Source organism: Nocardiopsis endophytica, assembly GCF_027706725.1.
GTDB classification, from domain to species: Bacteria; Actinomycetota; Actinomycetes; order Streptosporangiales; family Streptosporangiaceae; genus Nocardiopsis_A; species Nocardiopsis_A endophytica.
The window spans coordinates 32,312-50,382 of record NZ_JAQFWQ010000024.1; the positions used below are offsets into that span (position 1 = coordinate 32,312).

At 73.8% G+C, this 18,071-nt stretch carries 15 protein-coding genes and 1 tRNA gene; 8 read left to right on the forward strand and 8 right to left on the reverse strand.

Annotation, left to right across the window (positions count from 1 at the left end; all coding sequences use genetic code 11):
* The first annotated feature begins 44 nt into the window (after positions 1–44).
* From O4J56_RS10755 to O4J56_RS10765, 3 genes are all read left to right on the forward strand, one after another.
* On the forward strand, positions 45–2,234 hold the full coding sequence (locus O4J56_RS10755; protein ID WP_270685580.1) for a DUF2510 domain-containing protein: 2,190 nt from the start codon (positions 45–47) through the stop codon (positions 2,232–2,234).
* A gap of 171 nt (positions 2,235–2,405) precedes the next feature.
* Positions 2,406–3,047, forward strand: coding sequence for an oligoribonuclease (gene orn, locus O4J56_RS10760; protein WP_270685581.1), 642 nt, complete (start codon positions 2,406–2,408; stop codon positions 3,045–3,047).
* An 82-nt stretch (positions 3,048–3,129) separates the two neighbouring features.
* Positions 3,130–3,205: transfer RNA gene (locus tag O4J56_RS10765), tRNA-His, on the forward strand.
* A 164-nt stretch (positions 3,206–3,369) separates the two neighbouring features.
* Here the strand turns inward: O4J56_RS10765 and O4J56_RS10770 are convergent.
* The 7 genes from O4J56_RS10770 to O4J56_RS10800 form a co-directional block, all read right to left on the reverse strand.
* A complete protein-coding gene (locus tag O4J56_RS10770; RefSeq protein WP_270685582.1) occupies positions 3,370–4,371 on the reverse strand; it encodes a class I SAM-dependent methyltransferase in 1,002 nt (333 codons plus the stop codon).
* Positions 4,361–5,281: a class I SAM-dependent methyltransferase gene (locus O4J56_RS10775; protein WP_270685583.1), complete on the reverse strand. Its 921-nt coding sequence runs from the start codon at positions 5,279–5,281 to the stop codon at positions 4,361–4,363. Before O4J56_RS10775 ends, O4J56_RS10770 begins: the two co-directional genes overlap by 11 nt.
* Positions 5,282–5,540: 259 nt before the next feature.
* Positions 5,541–7,037: an ABC transporter ATP-binding protein gene (locus O4J56_RS10780; RefSeq protein ID WP_270685584.1), complete on the reverse strand. Its 1,497-nt coding sequence runs from the start codon at positions 7,035–7,037 to the stop codon at positions 5,541–5,543.
* Positions 7,034–7,834 (reverse strand): energy-coupling factor transporter transmembrane component T, encoded by an 801-nt coding sequence (locus tag O4J56_RS10785; protein ID WP_270685585.1) that lies wholly within the window; start codon positions 7,832–7,834, stop codon positions 7,034–7,036. Before O4J56_RS10785 ends, O4J56_RS10780 begins: the two co-directional genes overlap by 4 nt.
* The gene (locus O4J56_RS10790) at positions 7,831–8,472 is read right to left on the reverse strand and encodes an MptD family putative ECF transporter S component (RefSeq protein ID WP_270685586.1); all 642 of its coding nucleotides are present in this window, start codon (positions 8,470–8,472) and stop codon (positions 7,831–7,833) included. The genes O4J56_RS10785 and O4J56_RS10790 overlap by 4 nt, the downstream gene beginning before the upstream one ends.
* A gap of 34 nt (positions 8,473–8,506) precedes the next feature.
* Positions 8,507–10,240, reverse strand: coding sequence for an ABC transporter ATP-binding protein (locus tag O4J56_RS10795; protein WP_270685587.1), 1,734 nt, complete (start codon positions 10,238–10,240; stop codon positions 8,507–8,509).
* Positions 10,237–12,063, reverse strand: coding sequence for an ABC transporter ATP-binding protein (locus O4J56_RS10800; RefSeq protein WP_270685588.1), 1,827 nt, complete (start codon positions 12,061–12,063; stop codon positions 10,237–10,239). The genes O4J56_RS10795 and O4J56_RS10800 overlap by 4 nt, the downstream gene beginning before the upstream one ends.
* Positions 12,064–12,162: 99 nt before the next feature.
* On the opposite strand from O4J56_RS10800, the gene O4J56_RS10805 reads away from it, so the two are divergent.
* The 3 genes from O4J56_RS10805 to O4J56_RS10815 all read left to right on the forward strand — a co-directional run bounded on the left by O4J56_RS10805 (position 12,163) and on the right by O4J56_RS10815 (position 14,704).
* Complete coding sequence (locus O4J56_RS10805) at positions 12,163–12,870, forward strand: TetR/AcrR family transcriptional regulator (RefSeq protein ID WP_270685589.1); 708 nt, start codon at positions 12,163–12,165, stop codon at positions 12,868–12,870.
* 374 nt (positions 12,871–13,244) lie between these two features.
* On the forward strand, positions 13,245–14,354 hold the full coding sequence (locus tag O4J56_RS10810; RefSeq protein WP_270685590.1) for a hypothetical protein: 1,110 nt from the start codon (positions 13,245–13,247) through the stop codon (positions 14,352–14,354).
* 32 nt (positions 14,355–14,386) lie between these two features.
* On the forward strand, positions 14,387–14,704 hold the full coding sequence (locus O4J56_RS10815; RefSeq protein WP_270685591.1) for a SelT/SelW/SelH family protein: 318 nt from the start codon (positions 14,387–14,389) through the stop codon (positions 14,702–14,704).
* 145 nt (positions 14,705–14,849) lie between these two features.
* Here O4J56_RS10815 and O4J56_RS10820 read toward each other — a convergent pair whose 3' ends face one another.
* Positions 14,850–15,077 (reverse strand): hypothetical protein, encoded by a 228-nt coding sequence (locus O4J56_RS10820; RefSeq protein WP_017622562.1) that lies wholly within the window; start codon positions 15,075–15,077, stop codon positions 14,850–14,852.
* Between the two features lie 229 nt (positions 15,078–15,306).
* Here O4J56_RS10820 and O4J56_RS10825 point away from each other — a divergent pair, with 229 nt between their 5' ends.
* Together O4J56_RS10825 and O4J56_RS10830 are read left to right on the forward strand one after the other, a co-directional pair.
* Positions 15,307–17,028: an enoyl-CoA hydratase-related protein gene (locus O4J56_RS10825; protein ID WP_270685592.1), complete on the forward strand. Its 1,722-nt coding sequence runs from the start codon at positions 15,307–15,309 to the stop codon at positions 17,026–17,028.
* Positions 17,029–17,208: 180 nt separating this feature from the next.
* Positions 17,209–18,039, forward strand: a complete 831-nt coding sequence (locus tag O4J56_RS10830) for a DedA family protein (protein ID WP_270685593.1) — start codon at positions 17,209–17,211, stop codon at positions 18,037–18,039.
* The last annotated feature ends 32 nt before the right edge of the window (positions 18,040–18,071 follow it).

An 18,071-nucleotide genomic window follows, 5' to 3' on the forward strand; every position in this document is an offset into this window, starting at 1 on the left:
CGGCGGGGACCTGCAGGGTCGCCGTACCCCTTAGTCTGTCGCCCATGGGTGGATCGATCGAGCCAGGCTGGTACCAGGACCCGCACGGCGGTGACGGCCGGCTCCGGTGGTGGAACGGCCAGGAGTGGACGCAGCACGTCCGCGACCTGGCGGATCTGCGGCCGGACGCGTCGGGGGGTGCGGCCGCGGGCTCCGCGAGCGAAGACGACGAACCGACCGCCGACCTGGGCGGGGGCCCAGCGCCGGACGAGGCGACGATCCCGACGTCCCAGGGCTCCTCGTTCCCCCCTGCGCCGGGCGAGTCGACCATCCCGACCGGCGGCGGCTTCGACACGGGCGGCGCCATCGGGGACGAGCCGTCGACGATGCGCATCGACCCGGCGGCAGCGGCGTCCTACACCGCCTCCCACACCACGCCCCCCGCGCCCCCACAGAACGACGAGGAACCCACCGCGGACCTCGGCGGCTCGACCATGCGCATCGACCCCGCCACAGCCGCCTCCTACACCTCATCCCACACAACACCCCCTCCCCCGCCCCAGAACGACGACGAGCCCACGGCCGACCTCGGCGGCTCGACCATGCGCATCGACCCGGCGGCGGCCGCGTCCTACACCGCCTCCCACACCACGCCCCCCGCGCCCCCACAGAACGACGAAGAGCCCACCGCGGACCTCGGCGGCTCGACCATGCGCATCGACCCCGCCACAGCCGCCTCCTACACCTCATCCCACACAACACCCCCTCCCCCGCCCCAGAACGACGACGAGCCCACGGCCGACCTCGGCGGCTCGACCATGCGCATCGACCCGGCGGCAGCGGCGTCCTACACCGCCTCGCACTCCTCCCCGGGCCAGGACCGGCCGGGCGACCCCTACTCGGGGGACACCGAGCGAACGAGCGACCTCACCGACCGCACCGACGACCTGTCGGACCACGTCTCGGGGCCCCGGACGGCGGTCTTCCAGCCCGGGGAGGCCGACGCCCCGCGCACCGCGGTCTTCAACCCCGACGACCCGGCGCTGGCCGAGTCCGGCGGGGTCGACGAGGGCGAGGAGAAGCGCGGCGGCTTCAACCGCTTCTTCGGCGACCTCAAGGACGGCCTCTCCGAGATCGCCGAGGAGCGCAGGCAGCAGCGCGAAGAGGCCCGCAAGAAGGCCGAGGAGGAGAACCGCAAGAAGCAGGAGGAGGAGGCCAAGCGCCGGGAAGAGGAGCAGAAGCGCCTCGCCGAGCAGGCCCAGGAGGCCGCCCGGAACCCCGCCCCGGACGGGACGCCCGGGGTCCCCGGCGCGCCCGGCACCCCCGGCGACCCCTACGGCGGCGCCTACGGCGGTCCGAGCGGCGCCTACCCGGGAGCGGCGGCCGCGGCCGGGGCCGACCCGGGCCGTCCGCCGTCCGGCCCCCAGCCGCCCTACCCCGGCGGGCCGATGGGCGGCCCCGGCGCCCCCGACCCGGGCATGCCCCCGGCGGGGCCCCAGCCCGACGCCGGGCACCAGCCCCCGCCGCCGTACCCGGGCGCCCCGATGGGCCCCGGCCCCGACCAGGGACGGCCGCCCTCCGGTCCCCAGCACCCCTTCCCCGGCGCATCCGGCCCCCAGCCGCCCTACCCCGGCGGGCCCGGCGGGCCCGGCGGCCCCGGAGGGCCGGACCAGCCTCCGCCGCCGTACCCCGGTCCCGGCGCACCCATGGGCGCCCCGGGCGGCCCGCCCGGCCCCGGCATGCCCGGAGGGCCGGACCAGGGTCCGCCGCCGCCGTACCCGGGCGCCCCGATGGGCCCCGGCCCCGGCCCCGACCAGGGACGGCCGCCGTCCGGACCGCAGCACCCCTTCCCCGGCGCATCCGGCCCCCAGCCGCCGCACCCGGGCCCGCCCGGCCCGCCGCCGGGGTGGGGGCCCGGTCCCGACGCGCCCCCGCCGCACGCGGGCCCCAGCGGCCCGATGGCGCCCCCGCACGCGCAGGGCCCCGGTCCCGGCCCCATGCCGCCGGACCCGGCGAACCCCTACGGCGGTCCTCCGGCGCCCTATGGGCCGCCGCACGGGCCCGCGGGCGGCGGTGCGCCCCAAGCCCCCCAGGGCCGGGGAGGCAGGCGCAAGAAGGAGAAGAAGAAGGGCGGCTGCGGCTGCTTCGGCTGCGGGACGATGATCGTCGTGGTGCTGCTGATCCTCGTCGTCGCGGCCGTCGCCCTGCAGATGACGGGGACGGTCGACGTGGTCTGGCTGCTGTTCGGCGTCTGACCGCCGCCGCCCGGTGCCCGAAGGGGCGCGGGGCGCCGAGCAGGCGATACCACCCGAAAGGAGGGGGCCGGTCCTCAAGGGGCCGGCCCTCCCCTCTTCGCGCCGGCGCTGTGGCCGCCGCCGGGCGCCGCTGGAAAACCGCACGTCGCGAATGGGCCTAAGCTGTCCGGTATGAATGACTCCCTGGTGTGGATCGACTGCGAGATGACAGGGCTCGACCTGGAACACGACGCGCTGATCGAAGTCGCGTGCATCGTGACGGACGGGCAGCTCAACGTGCTCGACGAGGGCCTGGACATCGTCATCAAGCCCCCGCAGTCGGCGCTCGAGCACATGGGGGACTTCGTCACCAAGATGCACACCGACTCCGGGCTCATCGACGAGCTCGACAACGGCGTCACGCTCGAAGAGGCCGAGGACCGGGTCCTGGAGTACATCAAGCGCTTCGTGCCCGAGCCGAAGAAGGCGCCGCTGTGCGGCAACTCGATCGCCACCGACCGGCTGTTCATCTCCCGGGACATGCCCCGCATCGACGGCTTCCTGCACTACCGCATGGTGGACGTGTCGAGCATCAAGGAGCTGTTGCGGCGCTGGTACCCGCGGGTGTACTTCAACAGCCCGGAGAAGCACGGCGGCCACCGCGCGCTGGCCGACATCACCGAGAGCATCCAGGAGCTGCGCTACTACCGGGCGGCCGCGTTCGTCGCCCCGCCGGGGCCGGACACCCCCACGGTCCGGTCGCTGTCCGCGGACATCGCCGCCGGCGGGACGGGACTGCGGCAGGAGTCCGATTCCGAGCGCGGCGACGGTTGACCGAAGCACTCGCCGGAGTCCGCTAGACTCTTTAACGAGCGCGGGCGACATCCCGGTCGAACCGGCGGAACCCGCGCCCATGGTGGGTGTAGCTCAGTTGGCAGAGCACTTGGTTGTGGTCCAAGAAGTCGGGGGTTCAAGTCCCCTCACTCACCCCAGAGCGAAGGCCCTGGTCGTCACGGTGGACGACCAGGGCCTTCGGCGTTCGGCAGAGACGCCCGGCCGCTCCCGTGCCCGATTCCGGGAGCAGGTCGGTAGCAGCCCCGCCCCACTCCCATTGAGCGCCCTCAGGAGAGTGCCGAAAGCCGGGACCGCCTGATCTTCACGCGGCGTCCCATGCCCCGTTCTCTGCGGTCATGACCGCCAGAGGCGGGTCGGCCACCTCGGCGACGCCGATGCCGGCATAGCCCGTCTCGGCGAGGAGGCGCCGGTAGGCGCCGCTCGGGTGCGCGTCCCCTTCGGTGGTGGCGACGAGCATCTGGATCCCGAATGCGGCTCCGACCGGGCCCAGGTCGCGCATCCAGGTGGCGATCGCGATCCTGCCGCCCGGCACGAGGATCCCGGTCACCCGGGCGAGCAGGTCGCGTACCCGGTCGAGGCCGAACATGTTGGTGAAGATGCCGCAGAGCACGAGATCGTAGGGGCCCGGAGCCAGGTCGGTGAAGGCGTCTCCGCCGTGGAGTTCGACTCCGGCCGCGGCGGTGCGCCCATCGGCGGCGAGGATGTCGATGACCGCCGGGAGGTCCTGCAGCGTGGTGGCGCAGCCGCGGCGGGCGAACTCGCGGGCGTAGGCGCCATGCCCGCCGCCGAGATCGAGCACCCGCAGCGGACGCCCCGGCTCGGCCGGCACGCGGTCGAGGCAGGCCTCCACGACCCGGGCGACGTAGGGGCGGGTGGCCGATTCCAGCAGTGCCAGGCCGGTGGCGGGGTCGGGCCCACCCGGTGCGCCGGCCCCATCGGCCGTGGCGGTGCGGTCATGGATCCGTGCGGGAAGGGTCGTCGCCCATCGTCGGATCCAGGTGCCGTGCCCGGCCAGAGCCAGGCGCTCGGGCCCACTCGGCCAGGCCCCGCCGGGCGTGAACGTTCCGGTCCCGTCGATGCTCAGGTGGTCCCACGCGGCGAGGACGTGGAGCACGTCGGTCACGGCCTGCTCGTCGAGGCCCGTCGCCTCCGCGACACGGGCCGGGGCTCCCGGGAGCGCGTCGAGGATCCCGGTGGTGTGCGCGGTCTCGTAGCACAGGGCCAGACGCCAGTCGATGAGGGCGTCCGGCGCGGCGAGCGCGGTCAGGTGCTGAGTGGAGGCCTCGGAGCGCTCATCGGCCATGTGGAACGCCTCCCGCGCGGGCACCGGTCCAGAGCAGGGCCGGTTGGACGACGTATCCGTCCGGGTCGCGGCCGACCCAGTGCGGGCCCTCCGGGTCGAGCAGCTCGCCGACGCGGGCGATGTCCTGCTCGGTCATGCCGGCCGCGCGGCCGTTCACGGCGACGGCGTGCCGCATCTCCGGCCACACGATCCGCTCCAGGTACGCACGCGCCGCGGGCTGCACCGTGGCCGCCGACAGGGGGACCACCCGCAGGGTCACGTCCTGCAGACCCGCCTGCCGCATCCAGGCGCCGAGCCGTTCGTAGTGGGTCGGGCCGTCGTCCGGTAGGCCCCAGGTGAGTTCGGACGCCGTGCGGATGAGCCGCTCCAGGCGGGAGTGACCGGGCAGGTACATCGACTGGTAGTAGTTGGTCGTGAAGAGCGCGAGCACCCCGCCGGGGGCGAGCGCTCCGGCCAGTTCGGCCACGATCGCGGCGGGGTCGTCGAAGGTGACGGGCCAGATCACGTCGGAGGACCAGATCAGGTCGAAGGGTCCGCCGTGCCCGGCCGCGTCGGCGGCGACGTCGCGCAGGTCGGCGACGCGAATCTGCGCGCGCGGGTCGGAGACGCGGCCCGAAGCGGCGGCGACGGCACGGGCGTCGGCGTCGATGGCCAGGACGCTTCCGGAACCGGGGCCCAGTAGCCGGAGCAGTCCGGGCACCGCTCCTCCCCCGCCGGTGCCGGCGTCGAGGATCCGCAGCGGCCGATCCCGTTCGGGGACCGCGAGCGCGGTGATCGCCGCTGCGACGGCGGGCGCGGTGAAGTCGCGGTTGGTGACCAGGTAGTCGACGTACCCGCTGACATCCGGCCCGGTGCCGACGGCGCCGGGCGCGCCGGTCGTGCCGGGCGCGTCGGAGTCGACTCTGTCCATGAATACCCCTTTCGGTGGCGGTTTCGGCCCCAGGACTGGGAGCGGCGGCCCCACGCTCGGCCGGTGGTCGCCGGCATCAGCGCCGCGGCGCTGATCGTGACGCCGACCTGCCATCCGGCCAGTCCGACCTCGCGGGAGAGCGGCGCGATGACCGGGTTCAGCGCCATCTGTGCCGGGTGGACGAGGAACACCGCCGACAGCACCGGCCTGATCCGCGGGGCCGGGCCGGGCGGTTCCGGCGGCGGGGCGGACTCGGGGGTCATCGGGGGACCTCGTCTCCTGCGTGGCCGCCGCCGGGCCGTCGTGCCGTGGCACCGGGCGGGGTGAGGGTGAGCCCCTGGTCGGCGGTGAGGGCGAGCAGGTCCTCGTCGTGGCTGATGAGCAGGACGACCGCGCCGCCGGCGGCGACACGGCGGATCTGATCGGAGACCGACCGCAGGTGGCGGCGGTCGACGCCGGAGCTCGGCTCGTCGAAGACCACCACCCTCCGCCCGGCGGCACGGACGGCCGCGACGACGAGCCGTTGCTGCTGCCCGCCGGAGAGCGACAGCGGATGCCGCTCGGCCAGATGGCCCAGGTCGAGGGCTTCGAGGACCGCTCGTGTGTCCGCCGGGCCGGTCGTGCCGGTCGTGCCGGGGGCGTCGGTGCCGGCGAGGCCGATCTCGGCGGCGACGGTGTCGGTGAACAGCTGGCGCTGCACGTCCTGCATGACGATCGCGCTCGCCCGCTGCCGGGCCCTCCGGCTCAGCGGCCTCCCGTCCAGCCGCACGGTGCCGGCGCTGCGCTGCAGACCGGTCACGATCCTCGCGAGCGTGGACTTCCCGGCACCGTTCGCGCCGCGGATCGCGGTCACGCCGCCGGCGGGGAAGACGACGCGGTCGAGGTCGATCACCGTGCGCCCGCCGAGGCGGCACCGGATGCCCTCCAGCTCGAGCGCTCCGGCCGGGAGCCGATCCGGCGGAGAGGGGGCGGCCACGCTCGCGCCGGTTGCGGGCAGCGGAGAAAGCGCTGCGGTGCTGACGTGCCCGCGAAGCCCTTCGCGCGCCAGATCGGTGTCGGTGACGGCGCGGAAGGCCTCGGCGCTCCACTCGGTGTCGACGGTGCCGTCGCGCATCACGATGATCCGGTCGGCGAGGTCTTCGAGGTAGCGCAGCCGGTGCTCGGCGACGACCACCGTGACCCCGTCGCGCTTGAGCCGGGCCAGGGTCGCCGCGAGGCGGTCCACCGCATCGGCCGACAGGTTGGCGCTGGGCTCGTCCAGCAGCACGATGCCCGGCCGGTGGGCGGTCGCGGCGGCGATCGCGACCTGTTGCTGCTGACCGCCCGAGAGCCGTTGCAGGGACTGCGCGATCGGCACGGCGCCGGCGAGATCGGCGAGTGTGTCGGCCACGCGGGCTCTGATCCCGTCGGGAGGCAGGCCGAGGTTCTCCATCGCGAACGCGATCTCCTCGGGCGCGGTGTCGGCGAAGAACTGGCGGCGGGGGTGCTGCATCACCGTGCCGGTGCACGCGCCGAGCTCGTCGAGCCGCGCCGTGCGGGTGTCGGCACCGTCGACGGTGACGGTGCCGGTGAGCGTCCCTTCCTCGTGGAAGTGCGGGACCAGTCCGTTCATCAGCCGCAGCGCGGTCGACTTGCCTGAACCGCTCGCCCCGCACAGCACGACGAACTCCCCCGGCCGGACCTGCAGGTCGAGGCCGTGCAGGCTCGGAGCGCCGGCGTGCGGGTAGGTCCAGCCCACGTCGTCGAGGCGGATCATGCCAGCGGCCCCGGAAGCCAGAGCGCGCCGGCCGCGAGGACGGCCACGGCAGCGGCGAGGACGAGGTCGGGCGGTCCGAACCGGGGTGGATCCATCGCCGTCGGTGTGCGGGGCGAGCCCAGACCGCGCAGGATCGCCGAGGCGGAGAGGTCCTCGGTGGCGCGCAGGCTGGCGGCGATCATCGGGACGGTGAACCGCTCGACGCTCCGCACCGGATGGCGGATCAGAGCGCGGGCGCCGACGAGTCCCCGCAGCCGCATCGCGTCCAGCACCGAGGCCGACTCCGCGGCCACGACCGGGAAGAAGCGCAGCATGACCGCGAGGGTCACCGAGACCGGGCGCGGCACGCGCCACGCGCGCAGCCCTGCCGCGAGCCGGGTCGGCGATGTGGTGGCGACCAGGTGCATCCCCACGCCGATCGCGGCGGCGAACCGGATCAGATACGCACAGGCGATCGCCATGGCCGCCGTCACCGGGTGCGGCCACCACGACGGCACGACCCACCCGAGGAGCCACATCGCGGCCGCGGCGAGGGGCAGTCCGGCCGCCCGGCCCCAGGACCGCTCCCACACCGCCAGAGCGGTTCCGAGGACGAGGACGGCAGGGACGAACCGCAGTCCGCCGGAGCCCATCACCGCCGCGCTGCACACGACCACCAGGACGATCTTCGTCCGCGGGTCCAGGCCCGGCGGCCCCGCGCCTGGGGCTCGGGGGACGGTGCGCACCGCCGTCGCCGCGCCGTGGTGTCCGGCGGCGGCTCCTCCGGTCGGTCCCGTTCCGGCGCGGCCGGGCCTCATGCCAGGCCGGCCTTGCGGAAGTGTCTGCGCAGCAGCCGGGTCCCCAGCAGGGCGCCGAGGAAGCCGCACACGAGGGCGACGGCGATCATCGCGAGCACCGCCGGGCCGGTGACGACCTGTTCGAAGGCCCGGGTGTAGCCCTCGCCCATCCCCTCCATCGCCGGGGAGCGGAGGTACTCGTCGCGATTGGTGAAGAACGGGACCCACGGGCCGATGAACCAGCCGGAGAAGACCGTGCACGCCCAGATCGCGGCCCGGCCGGAGCGGTACCTGCCGGCCCCGAGGACCAGCTCCCCGGCCAGGGACACGGCGACCATGACGAGCGCGGCCTGCCAGGGGTGGCCGACCATCATGTTGAGCAGGCCGAGGACGACCCCGAACAGCGTCGTCATCCCGGCGTGGCGGACCCGGGTCAGGAAGAGCATGTAGGGGATGCCGCCCGCAAGGACGCTCAGCGGCAGGGTCAGCAGCATCACGAGCGGGCTGACGACCCCCAGCATCGCGATCGCGAAGACGACGACGAAGTAGATCACCGCGAAGATCGCCACGCTGACCAGGTCTCGGGCGGAGAAGTGCACCCTGAACGGCGTCCGCGCCTGTGGGCCGGCAGGTGTCATGGGAGGGGTCGTCTCGGGCACGGTGGGGTTCCTCGTTCCTGACAGGTGCGGGCGTTCAGTCCTGGGAGGCGAGCCGCCAGCCGGCGGCGTCCACGCGCTCGGCCCAGTAGCGGGCGTAGGCGCCGTCGGCGGCCAGCAGCTCGGCATGGGTGCCGGCCTCGTGGATGCCGCCTTCGCCGTCGAGCATGATGATCCGGTCGGCGGTCATGATGGTCTGCAGCCGGTGGGCGACGACGATCAGCGTCCGATCGGCCCGGAGCCGCTCGATCGTGTCGGTGATCGCGATCTCGTTGCCGATGTCCAGCGCGGAGGTCGCCTCGTCCAGCAGCACGATCGGGGCGTCCTTGAGGAGCGCCCTGGCGATGGAGACGCGCTGCCGCTCTCCCCCCGACAGGTTCGAGCCGCCCTCGCCGACCCGGGCGTCCCAGCCGCCCGGCAGGCGCGCCGCGATCTCGTCGACGCGGGCGCGTTCGGCCGCGGCGATCACCTCGTCGCGGTCCAGGTCGGGGGCGCCGATCCGCACGTTCTCCAGGATCGTGTCGTCGAAGAGGTACACGTCCTGGAACACCGGGGCGACGGCACCGTCCACCGCGGCCGTGCCGAGCTCGGGCAATGGCACTCCGCCGATCGACACGGTGCCCGCCTCGGGATCGTAGTAGCGGGCGACGAGCCTGGTGATCGTGGTCTTCCCCGATCCCGACGGGCCCACGATCGCCGTCATCTTCCCTGCGGGAGCGGTGAACGAGAGGTCGCGCAGCACCGGCTCCGCCCCGTATCCGAAGGTGACGCCGTCGAAACGGACGCTCCAGTCCTCGGGTGCGCCGGGCGTCGACGGCTCGGGCAGGTCCTCGACGGCGGCGAGACGGTCGAACTGGTCGAGGGTGGTCCGGGCGACGGCGATGGCGCCGCCGAGGTCGCCGGCGCTGACGATCGGCTCGTTGAAGCGCACCCCGAGGACGAGCAGCCCGATCAGGGTGGCCGGGTCGACGCTCCCGCCGATCGCGAGGTACGCGCCGAGCACCAGGACCACGGTGAGGGAGGCCTGGACGATGGCGCTGAAGGCCGCGATGCCGGCTCCGCCGGAGAGGAGCATGGCGCGGTTGCGCCGGTGCTGGTTCTGCAGCGCGTCCTCCACGAGCCGGTCCGCGACCGACCCGTCCCCGGCGGTGCGGAGCGCGGGCTGGACCCGGGCGAACTCGATCACCCGGTTCGACGCCGCCGCCACGGCCTCCGCATGGGCGGCGTCGCCGCGGGCGATGCGCTTCTGCAGCGCCCGGTAGCCCAGCGCCATCACCGGGACCATGGCCGTCATGGCCACGGCGAGCCGCCAGTCGTAGAAGTACATCCCGACCAGCACCGTCGCGGGGGTGAGGAAGCCGGCGAGGATCTGCCGGAGGTACGAGTACGGCGTGGTGGACACGAACATCGCGCCCTGGGTGGCGATCCCGGCCATCTGCCCCGACCGGTCCTCGCCGAACCACGCCACCGGCAGCGCGGCAAGCCGGTCGCCGAGACGGGCCAGCAGCGACTCCAGTACCGCGGTGCTCGCCCGGATCCCCAGCCGGCTCACCGCCCAGTACACCGCGGCGTAGACCACGCCGATGGCGCCCAGGATGATGAGTGGGCCTCCGGCGCCGGCCGTCCCGCCCCCGAACAGGGCCCGCAGCACCGGGACGACCATCAGGAAGGCGGCCCCCTGGAGGACGGCGATGACGACCGAGCCGGCGAGCACCGCGATGAGCAGGCGGCGGGCGGCGGGGGACGAATAGTGCAGGATGCGGCGGATCACGCGTCGACTCCTTCCGGCAGCGTGCGGGCGTGGTTGTCCTGGTAGTCGGCCCACATCCGGGCGTACCGCCCGCCCGCGGCGACGAGCTCCTCATGGGTCCCGTCCTCGGCCAGGCGCCCCTCGTCGAGGACGAGGATCCGGTCCGCACCGGTGACGGTGTGCAGCCGGTGCGCGATGACCAGCACCGTCCGGTCGGCCGCCAAGGTGCTCAGCGCCCGCTGGATGGCCGCCTCGGAATCCGGGTCGGCGAAGGCGGTCGCCTCGTCCAGGACGAGGACGGGGGCGTCCGCGAGCAGGGCGCGGGCGATCGTCACCCGCTGCGCCTCCCCGCCGGACAGGTTCGCGTCCTCGCCGACGACCGCGTCGTAACCGCGCTCGAAGCGCAGGATCCGGTCATGGATCTGCGCCGCCCGCGCCGCCTGTTCGACCTCGTCGTCGGCGGCGTCGGGGCGGACGAGGCGGATGTTGTCCCGCAGGCTCGCCCGCAGCAGGTGCACGTCCTGGAACACGAACCCGACCGTCCGGTACAGCTCGGCCTCGTCGACCCCGCGCACGTCGACGCCCCCGACCGAGACCGTTCCCTCGGTGGCGTCGTAGAAGCGGGGTACCAGCTTGGCCAGCGTGGACTTGCCCGATCCGGACGCTCCCACCAGTGCCGTCACGGTGCCGGGGCGGCAGGCCGCGGCGATGTCGTGCAGCACCCGGTGCTCACCGTCGTAGGCGAACGACACCCCGGCGAAGTCCAGACGATGGCCCTCCGGGCTCCTCGGCGACGCCGCCTGCGGAACCGGGGGCAGGGCCAGGAACCCGGCGAGGGACTCCTGCGCCTTCATCGCATTGCGCAGGAACTGGCCCGACGCGCCGAGCTTCATCAGCGGCGCCGTCAGCCCGAGGCCCAGCAGCACGGCCGGCAGCACGTCGATCGGCGCGGCGGCACCGGCGCCGACCGCCCAGAAGCCGGCGGCGAGGAGCCAGACCAGGACCACGACCGGGGAGGTGACGATCTCGATGACCGTGAACAGCCACATGGCCTCCCGCGTCCACTGCTCGACGAACCCCACGTACCGCGCCGTCTCCTCCCGGTAGCGGCGATGACTGCGCCCGGCCTGCCCGAACCGCTTCACCACCGCGATGCCGTGCACGAACTCGACCGTGGCCCCCGACAGCCGCGCGGTCGCCTCGTCGTAGTGCGCGTACTTCTCGGAGCCGCCGCGCATCATCGCCGCGTACAGCACCAGCGCGACCAGCAGCGGCACGAGCGCCGCCATCCCGAGCCGCCACTCCACCGTGAACAGGTAGGCCAGGCTGACCAGCGGCACCGCGACCACCGTGACCACGTCGTGGATCGCGTGCGCCACCAGCTGGTGCAGCGCGTTGACGTCGCCCTCGACCAGCTTGCGCACCGTGCCCGAGGACCGGGCGTCGAACCAGCCGAGCGGCAGCCGCTGCAGGTGCCGGATGATCCTCTGCCGCAACGACAGCTGCAGGTCCGCATCGGCGAGGTGGCTCAACATCCCCGACAGGAACGAAGCGCCGAAGCTCACGAACAGGGCGACGACCGCGACCACAACGATCAGCCGCACACGCCCCGCGTCCACCTCGCCGCCGGAGAGGGCGGGCAGCAGCGCGCGGGCCAGCTCCACGATCGCGATGAACGGGACCACGCTGCTCACGGCGCCGAGCATGCTCAGCGCGACGATCGACGCCAGCCTGCCGCGCACCGGGGCGAAGAACCCCTGCCCCGCCGAGGACTCCGCCGGTGTCGACGGCGCCGCCGACACCGCCGACGCCGTCGATTCGACGCTGTCGAGTCGCTGCGCCACGACCACCCTCCCTACTGGTAATGAAAATCGTTTTCGGATGCTAGCATGAACACTGTTCTAATGGGGCGGCGGCCCGAGCGTTCGCGGAGCGACAGGGGGATGGACACAGTGGCGGCGAAGGCGGCTCAGGCGTCGTTCCACGCGGGACTCACGCCCGACGCGGTCGTGGACGCGGCCGTCGAGCTCACACGCGGCTCGCACCTGTTCGGCTGGTCGATGCGGGACCTCGCCCGCCGCCTCGGTGTCGCGCCGTCGGTGCTCTACCACCATGTCGGCGGCAAGGACCGCCTCTGCCGGCAGGTCGTCGAGCGCGTCATCGCCCGAATCACGATCCCGCCGGCGGACCTGGACTGGCAGGAGTGGTTCCGCACCCTGCTCTATGAGGTCGGCCCCCTGGTGATGGACTTTCCCGGGGTGGCGAAATGGATGCTCATGCACGGCCCGGCCGTTCCCCGGGTCATGCCGATCATCGCGGCCGGCATGGGCGCGCTGCGCCGCGCGGGCTTCGGCGAGGGCGCCGTCTTCGCCTACTCCGCGTTGCTCAACAACGCCATGCTCACTATCTCCATCGGAGACGACCGCCTCCAGCACGAGGAGGACGGGCGCCGCGACCATGCCGCGATCATGGCCGAACTCGCCGATCTGCCGGACGTGCCGGACGAGGTCCGCGCCTTCGAACGGGATTTCCTCGAGCCCTCCGCACAGGGGGGCGCGGCGGCCGCCCGCGTGCGTCACGATTACTACCGGTTCATCGTCGACACGACCATCGCGGGCCTCGCCGTTCGCCTGACGCCGCCCGGACACTGACGCAGGCGGAGCGGACCAGCGCTCGGCCCCGGTCCACGAGAGCCGGGAATCGAGCCGTCCGCCCGCCTCTGCCCCCGCACCGGGGACCCCGGATGAGAGGCCCCGGTCACCGGAGACGGTGACCGGGGCTCCCGTCGCATCCCCAAACCCGGTTCCGGGAGCCCTCGGGGAACCAGCACCTCCGCCCCCGCGATCCCCTTCGATGTGGCCCCTCACACGGCCCCGAGGAGCGGTGGCGTTCCCCGCCTGAGGGAATCCCTCCCCTCCTTCCCAGGGCCGGAAGCGGCCCGGGTGCGGCGGACCCGGCTCGGTTACCATTCGGGCACGTGGTCCCGCTCCCCGCGAACGCCGACACGACCACTGGGAGTCCGCCGGTGACGCTCCCCCGCCCTGCCCCTCGCCCGGCCGCCGCGCCCCCCGCACGGGCCTGCACCGTCGTGCTGCTCGCGGACGCGCCCGCCACCGGCCGCACCGACGGCGGACGGGCCCGGCGCTTCGCCCTGCGGGGGCGCACCCACTCCGAGCGCTCCGGGCGGTTCATCGATTTCGCCGTCGACGAGGCGCGGGCGGGACGCGCGGTCGTCGCCCTGTACCCCGCGTGGCGGCCCGAAGCGGCCCGGCGCGCGGTCGTCCACGCCCGCTCCCGGACGCTGAGCGACGAGATCGCGGGGATCCCGCTGCCTCTGTCCCCGCTCGCGCTCTCCGTGCTGGCCGACCGCCTGGCCGGGCTCGCCCCGGTCCACCCGCCGGGCATCGTCGCCGCGGCCGCCAGGGAGCTGCCCCGGCACATGCTCGCCGGGGCGTGCCTGCACAGCGTCGCGGGGTTGGGCGCGTTGCCGACGTCCACCGCGCTCCACGCGGCCTCCTACCTTCCCGGGAGCACGTTCCTGGCCCTGAGCTGCCCTACGGCCGAAGTGCTCAGGATTCCCCACGGGGAGCTGGGCGAGTCGCTGCCCCCGCTGCCTTCGCCCCCGGACGCACCGCTCCAGGTATCGGCCTGCTCCGGCACCACAGGGTCCGCCGCCTTCGACGACGACCTGATGCCCGCGCTGCGCACCGCGACGGCGCACGTGGTGCCCTCACAACCGCTGGGACCGGTGTTCTGGGGGACGACCCGCTACACCGAGTTCGCGGCCTTCGAGAGCGGGCCGCGTTCCCTCGCCCGCGCGCTGGGCGCCCTGCGGACGGTGCTCTGCCGCTGGTGCGGCCAGCAGGTGGACCGCAAGGTCTGCCCGTTCTGCCGCTCCCGGGCCCATGAGCTCCCCGCCGCCTCTTCCTCCAAGGCCGCGCGCCGCGGCGTCCCCGCCCAGCGCGCGCCCGACGGCCGTCCGGTACCGCTGCCCGCGTCCACTCCCGGGGAGCCGGCCGTCCCCGCCCAGCGCCGGCCGTCCGCCTGGCCCCGTCCCCCGGAGGGACTGCCGCTCGCTCCCAATGGGACGCCCCTGCCCCACCCCTTCGCGGCTTCGGAGGACACCCGGGAGTGATGGTGCCGGGGCCGTCCCGCCATACTGGTGACGTGGCCGAACGAGAGAACACCGGGCAGGACGCGCCCGTCGCGCGCCCCCGGCTGGAGATCGAGTACTGCACGCGGTGCCGCTGGCTGCCCCGCGCCTCGTGGATGGCGCAGGAGCTGCTGACGACCTTCGAGGCCGACTTGGGCGAGGTGGCGCTCGTCCCCGGAACCGGCGGCGTGTTCGAGGTGCGCCTGGACGGCGAGGTGATCTGGTCGCGCAGCAGCGATGCCGCCTTCACCGACGCCGCGGACCTGAAGAGGCTCGTCCGGGACCGCATCGCCCCCGGCCGCGCCCTCGGCCACTCCGACCGCACCGCCTGAAGGCCGAGCAACGAGGCGGGAACGGCCGAGCCGGGCGCTTCCCCGGCCCCCTCCCCGATGATCTCGACGAAGGTGCTGTCATTCCGGCGGTTTCGGCAGCACCTTCGTCGAGATCATCACGGGGGACGTGGACGGCCCCGACCGCCTAGGCGCGCTGCACGTCCTCCAGCCAGGGCTGGAGGCCGCGGTCCTGGAGGTACCAGAGGAGGTTCTGCGCGGAGGCCGCCTCCACGTCCTCGCCGTCCTCCCACACGGCCTCGCACTCCTCGCACATGCGGAAGCGGGAGCCGTCGAGCGGCATCGGCACCAGGTAGTCCTCCACGAAGCCGAACGAGCAGAGGGGGCAGCGCAGCGGCGGCTCGTCGTCGATCATGCCCCCACCCTTTCCCTCCGCGGACACGCGGCGCAAGCGCGCTGCGCGCACGGCCGGACTCCCCCCGTCGCCGGACCCCCACATTCTGTGATGGCATGGACACGGCGGAACTTCCGTCACAATGGTCGCGGTCCGGAACAGTGGCCTTAGAAGGCGCATTCCGCGACTTTCGCCCCTAGCGGGCCGCCATCAGCCTCCCCCTTGTTCCCCGCCCCTGAAGGGAGCCCCCGTGCGAATCCTCCTGCTGTGCTCGGCCTTCAACGGCCTCAGCCAGCGCACTTGGATCGAGCTCCGACGCGCAGGGCACGACGTGTCCGTCGAGCTCGCCATTGACGAGGAGACCATGGTCGAGGCCGTGGAACTGGCCCGGCCCGAGTTGATCATCTGCCCGTTCCTCAAGGAACGCGTGCCTGAACGGATCTGGAAGAACCACAGAACGGTCATCGTGCACCCGGGGCCGCCGGGCGACCGCGGCCCCTCCTCCCTCGACTGGGCCGTCGACGAGGGCGCCGCCGAGTGGGGGGTGACCGCCCTCCAGGCCGTCGAGGAGATGGACGCCGGGCCCATCTGGGGGTCGCGCACCTTCCCGCTGCCCGCGGAGCCGCCGAAGAAGAGCTCCCTGTACAACGGGCCGGTCACCGAGGCGGCCATCGCGCTGGTGCACGAGGTCGTCGCCAAGGCGGCCGACCCGTGGTTCCTTCCGGAGCCGCTGGACTACGACCGGCCCGAGGTCACCGGGCGGCTGCGCCCCACCATGCGCCAGGAGGACCGCGCCTTCGCGTGGAGCGACCCCACCGCGCACATCCTGCGCAAGGTCCGCGCCGCCGACGGGGCGCCGGGCGTGCGCACGGTGCTGTGCGGGGCCGAGGTGCGGGTGTTCGACGCCGACGAGGGGCCGCGGATCTCCGCCGAGCCCGGCACCGTGGCCGCGCGCAGCGACGGCCGGGTGCTCGTGGCCACCGGCGACGGCAGCCTGTGGATCGGCCACCTGAAGGTCGGGGCGCCGGGCGAGCCGGGCGCGATCAAGCTCCCGGCGGCGACGGCGCTCGGGGAGCTCGTCGACGGGGTGCCCAACGCCGACCCGAGCGTGCTGCCCTCCGACCGCGGCTACGGCGACGGCGAGATCGTCTACCGGCGCAGCGGCGCGGTGGGCGTGCTGTCCTTCGACTTCTACAACGGCGCCATGTCCACCGAGCAGTGCGTGCGGCTGGCGGCGGGGCTGCGGCACGCGGCCCGCCAGGACACCCGGGTGCTGCTGCTGCGCGGCGGCGAAGTGTTCTCCAACGGGATCCACCTCAACGTCATCGAGGCCGCCGAGGACCCCGAGGGCGAGGCGTGGCGCAACATCCAGGCCATCGACGACGTGTGCCACGAGATCATCACCTGCTCCTCCCAGCTCACCGTGGCGTCGGTGGGCGGGAACGCCGGGGCCGGCGGGGTGATGCTGGGGCTGGGCGCCGACCGTGTCCTCGTGCGCCAGGGGGCGGTGCTCAACCCGCACTACGCCACCATGGGGCTGTTCGGCTCGGAGTACTGGACCTACGTGCTGCCGCGCCGGGTGGGGGACGCCGCCGCGTCCGCGCTGACCGGCGAGTGCCTGCCCATCGGCGCCGATCAGGCCGTGGAGCTGGGCATGGCCGACACGGCGATCGGCGGGACCCGGGCCGAGTTCGAGGAGGCGGCGCTGTCCTACGCCCGGCGCCTGGCCGACCGCGGCAACTACGAGCGCGTGCTGCAGGCCAAGAACGACCTGCGCGAGGCCGACGAGCGCCGCCGCCCGCTGGAGACCTACCGGGTGGCCGAGCTGGCCGAGATGAGCCGGGACATCTTCGACGACCGCAGCGGGTTCCGCGAGGCGCGCCGGTCGTTCGTGCACAAGCTCAAGGCGGAGGCGACCCCGGCGCACCTGGCCGACCACCGGGCGCCGATCATGCGCGACGTGATGGTGTGACGGGACGCGCCGGTCGCCGGGGGTCCGCGCCCCGGCGGCCGACCGCGCCGCGGCGGCGCCCGCCATGGCGGATGGGCGCCCGCCATGACAGATGTCAGACGGAAGCGCTGCCACCTGTCACCGGCCGCCCATGACCGGAACGACTACCCGGGAGTGCGCCGTTCAGGAGACGATTGCGGCATGACCAACACCCCCGCCGAAGACCAGGAGAATGCCTCCCCTGGGGAGCCCGTTCCGGCCGGCTCCCAGGAGGCCGCCCCGGCCGGCTCCCAGGAGTCCGCCCCGTCTCCCTCCACGGACCCCGACGACCGCCCCTACCTCCCCTGGCGGGGGAAGGCGACGCGCACCGACAAGGCGCTGGCGGGGACGATCCTCGGCATCGTGCTGCTGATGCTGGCCCTGTGGCCCCTGCGCCCCTTCCTCATCGCCCAGGCACCGGTGGCGCTGGCGTTCGTCACGGGGAGCAAGGCGGCGACGGGCGCGGTGGCCGCGTTCGCATCGGTCGGGCGCTACCCGCTCTGGCTCGCGCTGGTGGCGGGCACGGTCGGCATGGCCAAGTTCGACTGGCTGTTCTGGTGGACCGGCCGCCAGTGGGGCCAGGGCATCGTGAACATGTTCGCCCAGGGGGACCGGGCCAAGCGGTTCGCCGCACAGGCGCACGGGTTCAACCCGTGGATCCTCAGGGGCGCGGTCCTGCTGGCGGTCCTGCCCGGCGTGCCGAGCGCGCTGGTGTACGCCTTGGCCGGCTGGACGGGGATGCGGCTGGGGACGTTCCTGGTGTTCAACGTCCTCGGCTCGTTGGGCATGGCGTCGGTCGTCGTGGCCGCGGGCTACTCATCGGGAGAGGCCGGGGTCGAGCTGATCACCGCGATCGACAGCTATGCGCTGTGGATCAGCCTGGCGATCATCTTCGCGATGGCCTACCTGGGCGCCAAGAAGGCGGGCAAGAGCGCACAGGCGGCACAAGGAGCCTCGGGCGGAACCCCCTCCACCACCCAGGAGTCCGACTGAGCCGCGTCTCCACGTTCCCCACCGTCCGCCCC

Bases quoted from the DNA above. Each gene is read 5' to 3' on its own strand.
- orn (WP_270685581.1), top strand. From the start codon at position 2,406: ATGAATGACTCCCTGGTGTGGATCGACTGCGAGATGACAGGGCTCGAC.
- O4J56_RS10785 (WP_270685585.1), bottom strand. From the start codon at position 7,834: ATGAGGCCCGGCCGCGCCGGAACGGGACCGACCGGAGGAGCCGCCGCC.
- O4J56_RS10770 (WP_270685582.1), bottom strand. From the start codon at position 4,371: ATGGCCGATGAGCGCTCCGAGGCCTCCACTCAGCACCTGACCGCGCTC.
- O4J56_RS10775 (WP_270685583.1), bottom strand. From the start codon at position 5,281: ATGGACAGAGTCGACTCCGACGCGCCCGGCACGACCGGCGCGCCCGGC.
- O4J56_RS10805 (WP_270685589.1), top strand. From the start codon at position 12,163: ATGGACACAGTGGCGGCGAAGGCGGCTCAGGCGTCGTTCCACGCGGGA.
- O4J56_RS10830 (WP_270685593.1), top strand. From the start codon at position 17,209: ATGACCAACACCCCCGCCGAAGACCAGGAGAATGCCTCCCCTGGGGAG.
- O4J56_RS10820 (WP_017622562.1), bottom strand. From the start codon at position 15,077: ATGATCGACGACGAGCCGCCGCTGCGCTGCCCCCTCTGCTCGTTCGGC.
- O4J56_RS10780 (WP_270685584.1), bottom strand. From the start codon at position 7,037: ATGATCCGCCTCGACGACGTGGGCTGGACCTACCCGCACGCCGGCGCT.
- O4J56_RS10755 (WP_270685580.1), top strand. From the start codon at position 45: ATGGGTGGATCGATCGAGCCAGGCTGGTACCAGGACCCGCACGGCGGT.